Raw genomic sequence first — 15,395 nt, forward strand, 5'->3', positions numbered from 1 at the left:
ACTCTTTAAATGGTGGCTGCTTCTAAGCCAACATCCTAGTTGTCTGTGCAACCCCACATCCTTTTCCACTTAACATATATTTTGGGACCTTAGCTGGTGGTCTGGGCTGTTTCCCTTTCGACTATGGATCTTATCACTCACAGTCTGACTCCCGGATATGAATGAATGGCATTCGGAGTTTATCTGAATTCGGTAACCCGAGATGGGCCCCTAGTCCAAACAGTGCTCTACCTCCATCATTCTCAATTCCGAGGCTAGCCCTAAAGCTATTTCGGAGAGAACCAGCTATCTCCAAGTTCGTTTGGAATTTCTCCGCTACCCACACCTCATCCCCGCACTTTTCAACGTACGTGGGTTCGGTCCTCCAGTGCGTTTTACCGCACCTTCAACCTGGACATGGGTAGATCACATGGTTTCGGGTCTACGACTACATACTCAAACGCCCTATTCAGACTCGCTTTCGCTGCGGCTCCGTCTCTTCAACTTAACCTCGCATGCAATCGTAACTCGCCGGTTCATTCTACAAAAGGCACGCCATCACCCATTAACGGGCTTTGACTTGTTGTAGGCACACGGTTTCAGGTTCTATTTCACTCCCCTTCCGGGGTGCTTTTCACCTTTCCCTCACGGTACTGGTTCACTATCGGTCACTAGGGAGTATTTAGCCTTGGGAGATGGTCCTCCCGGATTCCGACGGAATTCCTCGTGTTCCGCCGTACTCAGGATCCTCCTAGGTGCCTTCCAAATTTCATCTACGGGGTTTTTACCCTCTTTGACTGACTTTTCCAAGTCATTCGACTATCTGAAAGAACTACCATATTGGAGTCCTACAACCCCAATGAGCAAGCTCATTGGTTTGGGCTTTTCCCGTTTCGCTCGCCGCTACTCAGGGAATCGAATTTTCTTTCTCTTCCTGCAGGTACTTAGATGTTTCAGTTCTCTGCGTCTACCTCGAATGCGCTATGTATTCACGCAAACGTAACATCCTATAAAAGATGCTGGGTTCCCCCATTCGGAAATCTCTGGATCATAGCTTACGTACAGCTCCCCAAAGCATATCGGTGTTAGTCCCGTCCTTCATCGGCTCCTAGTGCCAAGGCATCCACCGTGCGCCCTTATTCACTTAACCTTATCAACCTTACGGTTGGGTTTTGATCTTTCTTCTAGCGATAGAAGTCCGATCAAGAAAATAAGCAATTGAACTTATTAAAAAACTCATTCAACGCGGTGTTCTCGGTTTGTATTACTAATTTACTTCAAATATCCAGTTTTCAATGAACAAAAATATCTCTTTGAGAGTAAACCTCTCAAAACTGAACAAAGTGAAAAACAAACAGTGTAGTCTCCGTAATATTCCTTAGAAAGGAGGTGATCCAGCCGCACCTTCCGATACGGCTACCTTGTTACGACTTCACCCCAATCATCTATCCCACCTTAGGCGGCTGGCTCCAAAAGGTTACCTCACCGACTTCGGGTGTTACAAACTCTCGTGGTGTGACGGGCGGTGTGTACAAGGCCCGGGAACGTATTCACCGCGGCGTGCTGATCCGCGATTACTAGCGATTCCGGCTTCATGTAGGCGAGTTGCAGCCTACAATCCGAACTGAGAGAAGCTTTAAGAGATTAGCTTAGCCTCGCGACTTTGCGACTCGTTGTACTTCCCATTGTAGCACGTGTGTAGCCCAGGTCATAAGGGGCATGATGATTTGACGTCATCCCCACCTTCCTCCGGTTTGTCACCGGCAGTCTTGCTAGAGTGCCCAACTAAATGATGGCAACTAACAATAAGGGTTGCGCTCGTTGCGGGACTTAACCCAACATCTCACGACACGAGCTGACGACAACCATGCACCACCTGTCACTTTGCCCCCGAAGGGGAAGCTCTATCTCTAGAGTGGTCAAAGGATGTCAAGACCTGGTAAGGTTCTTCGCGTTGCTTCGAATTAAACCACATGCTCCACCGCTTGTGCGGGCCCCCGTCAATTCCTTTGAGTTTCAACCTTGCGGTCGTACTCCCCAGGCGGAGTGCTTAATGCGTTAGCTGCAGCACTGAAGGGCGGAAACCCTCCAACACTTAGCACTCATCGTTTACGGCGTGGACTACCAGGGTATCTAATCCTGTTTGCTCCCCACGCTTTCGAGCCTCAGCGTCAGTTACAGACCAGAGAGCCGCCTTCGCCACTGGTGTTCCTCCATATATCTACGCATTTCACCGCTACACATGGAATTCCACTCTCCTCTTCTGCACTCAAGTCTCCCAGTTTCCAATGACCCTCCCCGGTTGAGCCGGGGGCTTTCACATCAGACTTAAGAAACCGCCTGCGCTCGCTTTACGCCCAATAAATCCGGACAACGCTTGCCACCTACGTATTACCGCGGCTGCTGGCACGTAGTTAGCCGTGGCTTTCTGGTTAGATACCGTCAAGGGATGAACAGTTACTCTCATCCTTGTTCTTCTCTAACAACAGAGTTTTACGATCCGAAAACCTTCTTCACTCACGCGGCGTTGCTCGGTCAGACTTTCGTCCATTGCCGAAGATTCCCTACTGCTGCCTCCCGTAGGAGTTTGGGCCGTGTCTCAGTCCCAATGTGGCCGATCACCCTCTCAGGTCGGCTATGCATCGTCGCCTTGGTGAGCCGTTACCTCACCAACTAGCTAATGCACCGCGGGTCCATCCATCAGCGACACCCGAAAGCGCCTTTCAAATCAAAACCATGCGGTTTCGATTGTTATACGGTATTAGCACCTGTTTCCAAGTGTTATCCCCTTCTGATGGGCAGGTTACCCACGTGTTACTCACCCGTTCGCCACTCCTCTTTTTCCGGTGGAGCAAGCTCCGGTGGAAAAAGAAGCGTTCGACTTGCATGTATTAGGCACGCCGCCAGCGTTCGTCCTGAGCCAGGATCAAACTCTCATAAAAAGTTCGAACAATCTTGCGATTGTTAAGCTCAATTGTTTGCTAGCATATTGCTTGCTTGTTAAAAATGTTTGTTGTCTTGAATCAATCAAGACGCCCTACACATTTGGTTTGTCTTTGCTTTGTTCAGTTTTCAAAGGTCTACTTGATTAAAAGCTAATCAGTCGAGATTGCCGTAGCAACTTTTATATCATATCAGAGCGACGTTTGTTTGTCAACTCTTTTTTTAAAAGTTTTTTTAACTTCGTTTTTCAGAAGTGTTTCAGCAACTCATTTATCATAACTCATCGTTTGTTATTTGTCAACAACTTTTTTGAAGTTTTTTTCGATAGAATCAAGCTTCGTAAGCTGTCGTTTTTTAACGACTTAGTTATCTTATCATGTGTTTTTAGAAACGTCAAGAACTTTTCTGCTATTTTTTTAGAAAGTTTCATTACGCTGTTTCTTAAATCAACGTTAATAAATTTATCACGTAAACCAAGGTACGTCAACAAGCATTTTCACTTAATTTTTCAAAAGAATATTCAAGCAAAAGATCATCATTCGCTTTTACTTCAAAAGAATCATAAAAAAGTTTGCATTATCGAATATAATCCATGATAAACTGAACGTTTCATCCTTTAAAGAGGACCGGTTACCATAAAAAAAGAAACTTGAATTTTTTTCAAGTTTCTTTTGGTGTCTAATTCTACATTAAAAGAAAGGAACTCCTTCCACTTCGTAAGTGCCAAGGACAGAGCGCATTTGATCTGGGTCTTCCCAAAGATAGCCTTTACCTAAGTCTTCACTTTGACTTTTTTGCTCAGTTTCAAAAACAAACAATGGAACATTTTCGTGATTAATATGTGTATTGGTCAACTCCATCAAATTAATTTTGCTAACATCAATATGAACGATTTCTTTTAAAAAGCTAAGTATGTTTGCTAACCCCGTCTTTTCTTCTGAAAGCTCTGCTAATGCAAACTCCAGCTTGTCATCAATTGAATGGACTAAAAATTTTTTTGATCCATCCTCCAAATGCAACATGATTGTACCAGCTACTTTTTTGCTTGCCAAAATTTCCACCTCGATCAACTTGTTCTGTGGTTTACATAAAAATTCTAGCACATTTTCAGAAAAAATACACTTTTTATTTCTTATTTTCTTTCTGTTCTAGTTCTTCTAGTGCTTCGTCCACCCATTTTGGTAGTTGTTCCGCAATCGTGGCAAACCCGATCTTTTTATTTTTATTCGTAAAGTATCTTTTCCTTCGATAAGGAATAACAGGGCTCTTTTTCTCCAACGTACGTAACGACAAACTAATTTTTTTTGAATATTCATCAATATCAATGATTTGAACAGTTACTGGTTGACCAACTTTTAACAATGTGTGAATACTTTTCGTGTAACCTGATTGTACTTCTGATACGTGAATCAAGCCTTGTGTTTCCTCGTCTAAAGACACAAATGCACCATAAGGCTGTATTCCAGTTATTTTTCCTTTAATTATTTGTCCAATTTTATATGTCATGTACTTCCCTCTCTTTGCATTTATCATTATACTGTAAATGATTTAAAAAAAGAAGTTTTGAAAATACTCAATAGAAAAAGGGGTCCTTTAGATGAGTGAATTTGACAAGAAAGTTTCAAGAAGACATACCGATAGCGTAAAATGGGATTCAATTAAAGAAACCTATCAAAGAGACGACTTATTGCCTTTATGGGTTGCAGACATGGATTTTTTATCACCTGCTGGAGTAAAAAAAGCTTTTGAAAATTATGTTTCTCAAGGTCTTTTTGGTTACTCTACCGTTTCAGAAAAATTATATCACGCAGTCATCAATTGGGAAAAACAACAGCATCAGGTATCTTTAACAAAAGAACACATTGTCTTTACTAGCGGTGTTTTATCTAGTTTAGCTGTTGCAATTCAAACTTTTACTGAACTAGGTGACAGTGTGCTGATCCATGACCCCGTTTACCCACCTTTTTCTGCAATCGTCGAGAGTAATCACCGTCAGCTTATACGGAGTCAATTAATTGAACAAAACAATAAATTCATGATGGACTTTCAAGATATGGAAAAAAAGATTGTTGAACAACAAGTAAAAGTGGTAATCCTTTGTAATCCCCACAATCCAGGGGGGCGTGTTTGGACTAAAGAAGAATTATCACAACTAAGCGAACTATGTTTGAAACACAAAGTGCTGCTTTTTAGTGATGAAATTCATCAAGACTTAGTTTTTTCAACGAACCATTTTAACTCGATGTTAACGATTGATGAAACCCTAAGTCAGTCTTTAATCACGTTTACTTCGGCAACCAAGACCTTTAATTTAGCAGCGATTAAAAACTCAATGGTGTTTATAAAAAATCCTAAATTAAAAGAACAATTTGAACAGCGGATACTAATGAATCAGCAACAAGATATAAATACTTTTGGTCTAATCGGTACACAAGCTGCTTACAAAACGGGTAGAGAATGGCTTAGTCAACTGCTTCCTTATATAGAAAAAAACGCGGCCACTGCCACTTCTTTTTTTGAAAAACATTTACCTCAACTAGGTGTGATGACGATTGAAGGAACGTATTTGATGTGGTTAGATTTTTCTGCTTATGAAGCGAATGACGAGTTGCTAGAACAAACATTGATTACCAAAGGAAAAGTTGTTTTAAATCCTGGCATCTCATTTGGTCCTGCCGGTCATGCTCATATGCGATTGAATTTAGCTTGTCCGGAAGAAACACTACTAGATGGATTGATGCGGATAAAAAAAGCCTTCACATAAAAAACAAAAGCATTTTTGACGACTTTTAAACGAGGTTCTATTCTAATTAGAAATAAAATAAACCAACTGGGTCAATGATTGAAACCAGTTGGTTTATTTTGTGCTTAGTTAGTAATTAAGATGCCTTACTATTGCGAGTGATTATTCTGATACTTCAACTTTCTCGATCACTACATCATGTACTGGACGATCTTGTGGACCACGTTGTACGTTAGCAATTTCATCTACGGTAGTCATGCCATCAATCACATGACCAAATACAGTATGACGGAAATCTAGCCAAGGTGTCCCACCACCTTTGTATGCTTCGATGATTTCAGCCGGGAAGCCTGCACCTTCTAATTGATCTAGCATATTCGCTGGTACATTTTCATTATTCACGATAAAGAACTGGCTACCGTTTGTATTTGGTCCAGAGTTAGCCATCGATAACGCCCCACGTAAGTTGAACAACTCACGACTAAATTCATCTTCAAAACTTTCACCATAGATGCTTTCGCCACCCATACCTGTACCAGTTGGATCGCCACCTTGAATCATAAAATCAGGGATGACACGGTGGAAAATTACTCCGTCGTAATATCCTTTTTTAGCAAGTTCAATAAAATTTTTAACTGTTTTAGGCGCTAGTTCTGGGAATAATTGGACCGTAATGTCACCACGGTTTGTTTTTATTACTGCCTTTGGTCCTTTTTCATTTTCTAAGCTTAATTGTGGGAATACCATATCTTTTTCCTCCTAAAAATTATTCCTTCATTGGTAATAATAACATATTCTCTCTATTCGCTGTTACATGAAACTTAAGAAAACAAAAAGACTCATCCTTATGTAAAAATGATTATATACTTTTTATCAAATGATAGATACTTTTCTGCGTTTCTCTGACTTAAAAAATAATCCACGAGTATTTTTAAATATGTGAACCAGTAGATTTCACGAGAGATCGTTTTCGCTTCTGCCCCAACCTCCTTAAGAATTAGAAATAAATCATTTGTTTGAGAAGTATTCTCAATTAAATTCTGCTATAGTGTGGGTATGAGGAGGAAGTTTTCTATGGAAATCTATGATATTACAATTATCGGTGCAGGACCAGTAGGGATGTTTGCAGCGTTTTACGCAGGTATGCGTCAAGCAAAAACTAAGATCATTGACAGTTTACCTCAACTAGGTGGGCAATTAGCAACGCTTTACCCAGAAAAATATATTTATGATATTCCCGGCTATCCCGCCGTGAAAGCCAGTGACTTAGTAGCAAATCTGGAAAAACAGTTAACCACATTCAATCACTCTTTTCATTTGAATGAGGAAGTTCTTTCTATTACTAAAGAAGATGAAATAATTGAGATCACAACTACTAAAGGAATCCACTATTCAAAAGCAGTCATTTTGACTTTAGGAAGCGGTTCTTTTCAACCTAGAAAATTAAATGTACCAGAAGCAACAACTTATGAGCATCACGGTCTCGATTATTTTGTGAACGATTTAATGAAATATGCTGGTAAAAAAGTAGCAATTGCAGGTGGTGGTGATTCAGCAATTGATTGGGCGTTGATGCTAGAACCGATTGCGAGTGAAGTTTATCTTATCCATCGCCGGCCAGAATTTAGAGCTCATGAGCATAGTGTAAACTTATTGAAAGCTTCATCAGTCAATCTTTTAACTCCCTATCTCATTGATGAATTATCTGGAGAAAATGGGGAATTGACTGCTGTTCGCTTAAAACGGGTAAAAAGCGAGGAAACAATTGAGTTACTAATTGATTCATTGATTGTTAATTATGGGTTCACCTCAAATCTAGAACATCTTTCAACATGGGGACTTGAAAGTACCAGAAATGCAATTTCAGTAAACTCAGATATGTCAACCTCGATACCAGGCGTTTATGCTGCTGGCGATATCTGTTCTTACAAAGGAAAAGTAAAATTGATCGCTACTGGATTTGGCGAAGCACCTACAGCTGTCAATAATGCGTTACACTTTATTAACCCTAAAGAACGCACACAACCTGGACACAGTACCAGTTTATACGATAAAAAAGTTCCTCCTAAATAGGATAGCTTGTATGATTTTTGACCATTTTGTCCAAAGCAGAGGAGACAACATTTGTTTCTTGCTTTTTTATTTGGTAGGCTAACAATATAGTTGATTCACAGAAGCAAAAGGAGGAAGAAAATGGTTATCAAAACTGAAACGCTAGAAGAAAAAGCACGTGAATTGCTTAATGAGCGTGGAGTAACCCTTGAAGACATTGCTGAGCTAGTGATGTTTTTACAAAAAGATTACATTACTGATCTTACTTTAGCAGATTGTATCCAAAGTGTTCACGCTGTCTTAACCAAACGTGAAGTCCATAACGCGATCATAACTGGGGTTCAATTAGATATTTTAGCAGAAGAAAATAAATTGATGTCACCGCTCCAACATATCATTGAAGATGATGAAGGACTGTATGGGATCGATGAAATACTAGCCTTATCAATTGTAAATGTCTATGGGACAATCGGTTTCACTAATTATGGCTATATCGATAAAGTAAAGCCTGGTATTTTACAAAAATTAAATAGCCATGACGGAAAAAATGTGCATACTTTCTTGGATGACATCGTGGGTGCAATCGCTGCCTCTGCTGCCAGTCGTCTTGCTCACCAAGAGCCAGAAAAACGCAGTCGTTTGACTCAATAAGAGGTTGTGAAAGAAGCGATCAGCTCCGAGCGAATAAGAGAGGATTTTTTAAAATAGCTTCTCATATTTTAGAAAATCATCGCTTATTGCTGAGGAGTTGCTTCTTGAACACCGTGAATCAGAGGTTGTGAAAAGAGCGACTTGTCCTGAGTATTAAGGATGAAAATCTCGAAACAGCTTTTCATGTTTTGAGATTTTTTGACTTAATACCGAAGGACAGCTCTTTGAACACCGTGAACCAGAGGTTGTGAAAACATCGTATAGCTCCGATGACAATAAGAAAGAATTTTTTAAAATAGCTTCTCATATTTTGAAAAATTCAGGCTTATTTCAAGGAGCTGATGTTTGAACACCGTTTAGAGAAAGAGGTTGTGACAAGAGCGTTTTGCCCTGAGTATTAAGGATGAAAATCTCGAAACAGCTTTTCATGTTTTGATATTTTTTGACTTAATACCGAAGGACAGCTCTTTGAACACCGTGAATCAGAGGTTGTGAAAACATCGTATAGCTCCGATGACAATAAGAAAGAATTTTTTAAAATAGCTTCTCATATTTTGAAAAATTCAGGCTTATTTCAAGGAGCTGATGTTTGAACACCGTTTAGAGAAAGAGGTTGTAAAAAGAGCGTTTTGTCCTGAGTATTAAGGATGAAAATCTCGAAACAGCTTTTCATGTTTTGAGATTTTTTGACTTAATACCGAAGGACAGCTCTTTGAACACCGTGAATCAGAGGTTGTGAAAACATCGTATAGCTCCGATGACAATAAGAAAGAATTTTTTAAAATAGCTTCTCATATTTTGAAAAATTCAGGCTTATTTCAAGGAGCTGATGTTTGAACACCGTTTAGAGAAAGAGGTTGTGAAAAGAGCGTTTTGTCCTGAGTATTAAGGATGAAAATCTCGAAACAGCTTTTCATGTTTTGAGATTTTTTGACTTAATACCGAAGGACAGCTCTTTGAACACCGTTTAAAGCGAAAACCCGAGACAATCTCCTTGTCTCGGGCTTTTTTTATTCTGTTGAAACAAAATAGGCATTATGATTTGTTCTATTCTATGTTTGATTTTAACTTCTTTTTAGCTCTCTTTTTCCAATGATCACAAAAAAAGCAAAAAAGAGTTCAATTAAAATAAAAAATAAAATAAAACTATGCATAAAAAATTGTTCTGGTAAGACGTTAATGATTGGATCGGTTGTCGGATCAAACAGCCAATCGTCGTTGTTAAAAAATGTTTCATGGAACAAGATAAAAAAGCGATCAAATCCTACCAACATAAAAAAGCCAAAAACAATCGGTACGAGCATTCCAATCTTAAACGGTTGAACTAAACGCCAAAAACGCTTATGACGTTTCAGATAAAAGAGATAGTAGATACTAGGTATCAACGTCAACAGCAGCACAAAATAGTTAAGTAAAAAAAGTTTTTTGACTTCATAAAAATGATGTGCTCCACTTGCAGAAATAGGAAAATTTTGCAGACTTAATTCCTTCTGAAAAGGATTATTTAAATAAGCCATTAATTGATCAAAATTTTTCAATAAAGTTTCTTGATCAAGCGTAGTATGATCCAATATGTTCAGATATTTGATGTCTAGTTCATAGAGAAAGCGAAAATTGATTGTTATCGCGATCGCCAGACTGATCAGCATGAAGAATAGACAAACCAAACCCGCATATTCTCCCCACACCCATTTTGTTTTTCTCATTCTAGAAACTCCACTCATCTAACGAACGGAGAACGTGTGTAGCAGGTACCGGTAATAAAGGTACATCCTCAGCTTTCGTAAATCCTGAGAGCACCAACAACGTATCAATCCCATTTCGAATCCCTGCTTGGATGTCTGTTTCATAGTTGTCTCCAACCATGATGACATCTGCTTTCGTTAAACCTAATTTTTCTACCGCCTTATCCATAATGATCGCTTCTGGTTTGCCAATATAAATCGGCGGCGTCTGTGTAGCTGTCTCCACAAACGAAATAACCGATCCTGCACCTGGCAGCAACCCACGCTCAGTTGGAATATTTTTATCTGGATTTGTTCCAATAAATGTTGCCCCTTTTTGGATCGCAAGAGTCGCTTTGACTACTTTTTCATACGTCAGATAATTATCTAGACCGACTACTACATAATCGGGATTTTCTTCGTCCCAGACAAATCCTGCTTCTAAAATCAAATCGATCAAACCAGCTTCACCTATGGCATAAAACGTGTTTCCTTTCCCGGCAGCGTGCATAAAATCGATCGTTGCTAAAGAAGCTGTATAAACAGTTTCTGGGCTGACGTGTATATCAAATTCATCTGCCAAGCGATTGGCTACTGCCTGTGGACTTTTTGTGGTGTTATTCGTAACAAACAGAAAAGACTGTTTTTTTGCCTGAAGAGCCTCCACAAAACGTTTCCCAGCAGGTATAGGTTCAGTCCCCCGATAAATCGTTCCATCTAAATCAATCAAATATCCTTTATAATCCATCTTTACTCTTCCCTTTGTCTTATCGTAAAATTAGTGTTGGCTTTTGGTTTAGTTGATGTTTTTTCAGTCTTTTTTTGTTCTGTTTTTCTTTTTTTGATGACCGGTTTTTTGTGATTTGAAGAAACGGGTCCTTTTTTCTCATCAATGTACGCACGATGTTGGTTTTGATTTTTCTTTTTTCTTCTGCGAGGAGTATTTTTTTCCTTCTTACCTCCGATTTGTTCAATCACAAAATAAGCGCAACCAAAATTACAATACTCATACAAATAATCTTCCAAAGCATCAATTCGTTGGTCGGGATGAGCACGTCTGTTATCTACTCGGAAAAATCCTTTTAATCTTAATTGTTCATAGCCCCAATCACCAACGATATAGTCATAACGCGACAAGACTTCACTATATCTTTCGCCAAGTTTTTCTGGATTGAACCCCTCTCGATGATCCTTTACTAGGCGATAGTGCTGTTCGCCAATCAAAAAATTCTTCTCATCGATGAAAGTAATGATTTCTCCCTTTACTTTCTCCGGTTTGGGTTCTTCGATAATTTCTTCTAACACGGCGGTGATTTCTTCTGTCACCGTATGGTCCTCGACATTTTTCGCTGTCTGTTTTTCTTTTGTTTTAGCTTCAACGGCGTGTTGCTCTTTTTGTTTTGCCGACATGCTTTCACCACCTATCGTTCCTATTATACCTTGTTTTTATTTTATTGGATAGTGAGCATTTAAGTATTCCCCTACTACGCTACGAATAAATTCCGGAAATAAAAATTCATTTTCACCAGCAATCTCAATCGTTGGAAAGAAAGGTACAAACATAAAATGATCCACTGTTGTAAATGTATATCGACGCTCGTTATCTATCGGCTGATTCAGCCAGTGAACTTGATGATTCACTGCATCATAAGAGATCCCACTATAAACCACTTGTCCAAAAATTTTTCCCCGAAATCCCATACCTCTGATTGGGTAATTGCGTAAAAAGGCACGATTTTTTTCGATTTCTAATACCAATCGAATCAAATCCCTTCCTTTAAGTGTGACATTCAGTAAATGCATTGGATGAGGCAATGCCGTATGCAGTTGATCCTGATTGATCAGCCCTGCTGGTAATCCAGTTAAAAACAACCCACTATTTAGCATTGCGCCTTGTGTTTGCCCACGATACTTGACTGCTTCTAACGCCTCATAGATAAAAGAATGTTCCGCAAAAATATCTACTGATAAATCATAAGGTAACTTGGCTACTTTTTTTGCCGCTAATAGTTCGTGCCCTTTAGTTAAATAATCATGGCTTTCCTGCTCATCTTCAATAAACGTCGTCATCGTTTCTGTTGGGATAGCCCGAGCTGATTTTTGGATGATGTTTTTATGCTCATCAACGGTGAGGTGAACCTCTCCAACGTATTGTCCATATTTTCCTGCTGCTGCAAGCTGAACACCATTAACGATTTGACCATCAATCAGCAAATGATGCGTATGTGAGCCTAAGATTACATCAATTGACGGAAGTTCTTGGGCAATTTGACGATCGTCTTGGATACCTAGATGGCTCATCAATACCAAGATGTCTACTTTTGGTCTTAGTTCTTCCACTAATTCAGGCAAAATATCATAAGGGTTTCTGATATCCCAACCATTTGGACTATAAGTTAAGGGAAAAGGAGCCGCCAAAGCCAGTAAGCCGATTTTAGTCTGTTGAGGAGTTTCAATGATCTTGTACTTTTTTGCCCATTTCGGCGGTTGCAACAGATGTTTATCAAACAAATTATCCAATAAAATATCAAAATTTGCCTGATCATAAAGATGATTCAATTGATCCTTGGCATTTCCCACGCCTTCATTATTACCTATCGTCACAGCATCATAGCCTACGTTATTCATTAGTTCAACATTTGCTTGTCCATCGGTTGCTTCTGATAGCGGGTGCCAGCGATCAACAAAGTCACCTAAATCAACAGTGATGGTCGTGGTATTTTCTTTTTTTTCGTTTTCACGCTTTTTTTGCTCAATAAACCTTCTGATTTTAGGCCAGTTTTCTAGATGCGAGTGTAAATCATTCGTATGTAATAAAACTATTTTTTCCATCTTATTCTTTCGCCTCACTTTTCTTTATCATACCATAGGCTTTTTCTTTGTTCACTTTGAAAGATTTTAAAGAAAATCAAATTCCTCCGCTGTGAATAGATTCCATTCTAAACGTTAGCCTTGTGGATAATATCGGATCAAAGTAATAATCAGTCTATCTCTAGCTAGCGATTCGGGGTAGAAAAGTGATGAAAAAATACGTTACAGCAAAACATGATCAATAGATATAATTCTATCGGCATTGCCCATTTATTCGTCAACTAACTTTCAATCAAATCACAGAAATAAGCCGTAGAATTTCCAGTATACGCAGGACGAATGTCGGAATTCTTCGGCTTATTTCTTAAAACTAACTCTTCTATCACTACTTCTTTAGCAATAATCAAGTAGCAATCAGTTTCTCATTTTTCTCTTTTCAGACAACTAATTGAAGTTTTTTTAATCAAAAAATTGATTAGATGCAGCTATACTGATTTGTAGACGATCCAATGGTTCGCCAAACATTCCTGCCCAGCCATCATAGCCAGCGATAGAGGTGCCATCATCACAACATACTCCTAGCCAACCAGCTCGGGCGGTCGTTTGTGAACGGTAGTAGGCTTGCGATAATGTCTTACCTGTAGGTGTTGTATAGTAAAGTTGCACACCATCGATGGCTTCACCAGGATTTCCTGCACATCCATTGACCATATCATTTGGATCACCTTTGCTGACCCAATCTAACCAACCACTTTTTACCGTATGGACTCGATAACGAATCGTTCCCGCATCTACTTTGATATAAAGCATGTCATGTTGATTATTTGGCAATCCTGAAAAACCGTTGGAATCGACATCATTGAAATTGGTAATTTCTCCTAACCAACTTCCGCCCAACACACGTAACCCATAGTGAACATTGGTAGAAAAACTTCCCCCATTATTTACCCCTGGTGAATAAGTAAATAAAGGATTGGATTTCGCAATCCCGATTTGCAGACGGTCTAGCGGTTCGCCAAACATCCCCGCCCAACCATCATAACCGACGATCGATGTTCCATCATCGCAACAAGTTTGTAACCAGTCAGCACGAGCGGTCGTTTGTGAACGGTAATATGCTTGTGAATAAGTTTCTCCAGCAGGTGTTGTGTAATAAATTTGTACACCATCAATCGCTTCTCCAGGATTCCCTGCACATCCATTGACCATGTCATTTGGATCACCTTTACTAACCCAATCTAACCAACCGCTTGTCATCGTGTGTACTCGATAACGTAATGTTCCTTTATCAACCTTGATGTATAGCATATCGTGTTGATGATTCGGTAATCCTGAAAAACCATTAGAATCTGAATTGTTAAAGTTAGTGATTTCTCCTAACCAAGCTCCCCCCAACACTCGTAAACTATAATGAACATTTGTCGAAAATGAAGGTGGCGTTGGGTCATTAGTCATTCCTGTTGAACTTGATTGATTAAAACCGCCAGAAAAACGCCAAACTTCATAATAATGAAACCCATTTGCAACGATATAATTTTTATCAAAACGTAATTCTTGAATCGCAGTATTTTTTTCTCCTTGCGTATAGTAACAAGTTGAAGTGATGTTTTTACCACCACCAGTAATCACACCTGTATGTCCAATCGCACCACCTGAATCAGCCATCGAGGACCCACCAGAAAGTAAAACAATATCCTCATCTTTCAGCTGAGAGAGATTGGAAGCGTTTGAATTTCCGACTAAAACTAATACATAACCACATCTTTGGAGATAACCACCAAGGGTAACCGTATTATATAAATAGCTATAAGGAATTCCAGAGCTGTCTTTGACTGCTTGAGTAATACTTCCAGAACAATCTGCCGTTCCATCTGTACCGTTTCTTGAGCCAGTCATGGAATAGGTTATCTGTCCACGATGTTTATTGAACCAATCCACGACTTTTGTTCGGTTTAATTGTTGGTACCAGTATCTAGCTTGTTGCGCTCTTGCTGGTTGGTTTGCATTTGCCGGTCTTTCATAATATTGAATGAAAATATTCGCCAGTTCTTCTGGAGATTTGTTACTTGTCTTAAATTGTTGAAACGTCATAGATATATTATAAAATTGTTGATTGTTTGCTACCTCCCACTCAATACGTTTGCATTGAGAAATGACGTCTTTGTAATTTAATCCATTCGCATTTGCCCAATTGATATATTTAGATGCTGGTGTCCATTGCACTAGTCCGTATCCACCAGACATATTTCCGACAATGTCGCTCTCCCATCGGTCGGCAATAATGCCACTTTCTGATTGCATGTTCCCTAATAATCCAGCAACTGCGGTTTTTGACCAACCTTGACTGACCAAGTAATCCCAAATTGTTTTTGCTGTTTCAAATTGTCCCATAATAATTGTTCGCTCCTTACTTTCAATCATTTTTTCATATTAATTGCGCCTTTAAATGTACACAGCTTATTACTTACTGTTATCTTTCATCCTCCTAAAAA

The 15,395-nt window shown here is 39.3% G+C and carries 10 protein-coding genes, 2 rRNA genes and 2 pseudogenes (1 of these 14 running past the window's edge); 3 read left to right on the forward strand and 11 right to left on the reverse strand.

Going from position 1 to position 15,395, the window contains the following annotated elements; translation table 11 throughout:
* The 4 genes from IGJ27_RS10130 to IGJ27_RS10145 form a co-directional block, all read right to left on the reverse strand.
* A 23S ribosomal RNA gene (locus tag IGJ27_RS10130) occupies positions 1–1,129 on the reverse strand; it reaches 1,785 nt to the left of the window's first position.
* Positions 1,130–1,361: 232 nt separating this feature from the next.
* Positions 1,362–2,921: ribosomal RNA gene (locus IGJ27_RS10135) — 16S ribosomal RNA — on the reverse strand.
* The 16S and 23S rRNA genes sit together here, the layout of an rRNA operon.
* A 690-nt stretch (positions 2,922–3,611) precedes the next feature.
* Positions 3,612–3,974 carry a hypothetical protein gene (locus tag IGJ27_RS10140; protein ID WP_010720718.1) on the reverse strand — a complete coding sequence of 121 codons (363 nt, stop codon included), beginning with the start codon at positions 3,972–3,974 and terminating at the stop codon, positions 3,612–3,614.
* 73 nt (positions 3,975–4,047) lie between these two features.
* Entirely contained in the window at positions 4,048–4,428 is a 381-nt protein-coding gene (locus tag IGJ27_RS10145) for a CvfD/Ygs/GSP13 family RNA-binding post-transcriptional regulator (RefSeq protein ID WP_010720719.1), read from the reverse strand.
* A 91-nt stretch (positions 4,429–4,519) separates the two neighbouring features.
* On the opposite strand from IGJ27_RS10145, the gene IGJ27_RS10150 reads away from it, so the two are divergent.
* Entirely contained in the window at positions 4,520–5,686 is a 1,167-nt protein-coding gene (locus IGJ27_RS10150; protein WP_373191608.1) for a MalY/PatB family protein, read from the forward strand.
* Positions 5,687–5,827: 141 nt separating this feature from the next.
* Here the strand turns inward: IGJ27_RS10150 and IGJ27_RS10155 are convergent, their stop codons facing one another.
* Positions 5,828–6,412, reverse strand: a complete 585-nt coding sequence (locus IGJ27_RS10155; RefSeq protein ID WP_010720721.1) for a peptidylprolyl isomerase — start codon at positions 6,410–6,412, stop codon at positions 5,828–5,830.
* Positions 6,413–6,739: 327 nt separating this feature from the next.
* Between IGJ27_RS10155 and IGJ27_RS10160 the strand changes: the two genes are divergently transcribed.
* Positions 6,740–7,738, forward strand: a complete 999-nt coding sequence (locus IGJ27_RS10160) for an NAD(P)/FAD-dependent oxidoreductase (protein ID WP_034700569.1) — start codon at positions 6,740–6,742, stop codon at positions 7,736–7,738.
* Positions 7,739–7,858: 120 nt separating this feature from the next.
* A complete protein-coding gene (locus IGJ27_RS10165) occupies positions 7,859–8,368 on the forward strand; it encodes a phosphatidylglycerophosphatase A family protein (protein WP_010720723.1) in 510 nt (169 codons plus the stop codon).
* Between the two features lie 1,064 nt (positions 8,369–9,432).
* On the opposite strand, the gene IGJ27_RS10170 is transcribed toward IGJ27_RS10165, so the two are convergent.
* The 6 genes and pseudogenes from IGJ27_RS10170 to IGJ27_RS10195 form a co-directional block, all read right to left on the reverse strand.
* Positions 9,433–10,074, reverse strand: a complete 642-nt coding sequence (locus IGJ27_RS10170; RefSeq protein ID WP_034700571.1) for a TIGR01906 family membrane protein — start codon at positions 10,072–10,074, stop codon at positions 9,433–9,435.
* Between the two features lies 1 nt (position 10,075).
* On the reverse strand, positions 10,076–10,840 hold the full coding sequence (locus IGJ27_RS10175; RefSeq protein WP_178305746.1) for a TIGR01457 family HAD-type hydrolase: 765 nt from the start codon (positions 10,838–10,840) through the stop codon (positions 10,076–10,078).
* 2 nt (positions 10,841–10,842) lie between these two features.
* Complete coding sequence (locus IGJ27_RS10180) at positions 10,843–11,502, reverse strand: YutD family protein (protein WP_010720726.1); 660 nt, start codon at positions 11,500–11,502, stop codon at positions 10,843–10,845.
* Between the two features lie 36 nt (positions 11,503–11,538).
* A complete protein-coding gene (locus IGJ27_RS10185) occupies positions 11,539–12,924 on the reverse strand; it encodes a bifunctional metallophosphatase/5'-nucleotidase (RefSeq protein WP_438791703.1) in 1,386 nt (461 codons plus the stop codon).
* Between the two features lie 948 nt (positions 12,925–13,872).
* A pseudogene (locus IGJ27_RS10190) lies at positions 13,873–14,841 on the reverse strand (peptidoglycan amidohydrolase family protein); the annotation flags it as partial.
* Between the two features lie 75 nt (positions 14,842–14,916).
* Positions 14,917–15,324 (reverse strand): annotated as a pseudogene (locus tag IGJ27_RS10195) (phage tail tip lysozyme); the annotation flags it as partial.
* Positions 15,325–15,395: the final 71 nt, after the last annotated feature.

The sequence above is a fragment of the Enterococcus sp. DIV1726a genome, assembly GCF_051710985.1.
Taxonomy (GTDB): Bacteria; Bacillota; Bacilli; order Lactobacillales; family Enterococcaceae; genus Enterococcus_B; species Enterococcus_B hirae.

Coding starts and splice junctions, on each gene's coding strand:
- IGJ27_RS10185 (WP_438791703.1), bottom strand. CDS start 12,924: ATGGAAAAAATAGTTTTATTACATACGAATGATTTACACTCGCATCTA.
- IGJ27_RS10180 (WP_010720726.1), bottom strand. CDS start 11,502: ATGTCGGCAAAACAAAAAGAGCAACACGCCGTTGAAGCTAAAACAAAA.
- IGJ27_RS10175 (WP_178305746.1), bottom strand. CDS start 10,840: ATGGATTATAAAGGATATTTGATTGATTTAGATGGAACGATTTATCGG.
- IGJ27_RS10165 (WP_010720723.1), top strand. CDS start 7,859: ATGGTTATCAAAACTGAAACGCTAGAAGAAAAAGCACGTGAATTGCTT.
- IGJ27_RS10150 (WP_373191608.1), top strand. CDS start 4,520: ATGAGTGAATTTGACAAGAAAGTTTCAAGAAGACATACCGATAGCGTA.
- IGJ27_RS10155 (WP_010720721.1), bottom strand. CDS start 6,412: ATGGTATTCCCACAATTAAGCTTAGAAAATGAAAAAGGACCAAAGGCA.
- IGJ27_RS10160 (WP_034700569.1), top strand. CDS start 6,740: ATGGAAATCTATGATATTACAATTATCGGTGCAGGACCAGTAGGGATG.
- IGJ27_RS10170 (WP_034700571.1), bottom strand. CDS start 10,074: ATGAGAAAAACAAAATGGGTGTGGGGAGAATATGCGGGTTTGGTTTGT.
- IGJ27_RS10145 (WP_010720719.1), bottom strand. CDS start 4,428: ATGACATATAAAATTGGACAAATAATTAAAGGAAAAATAACTGGAATA.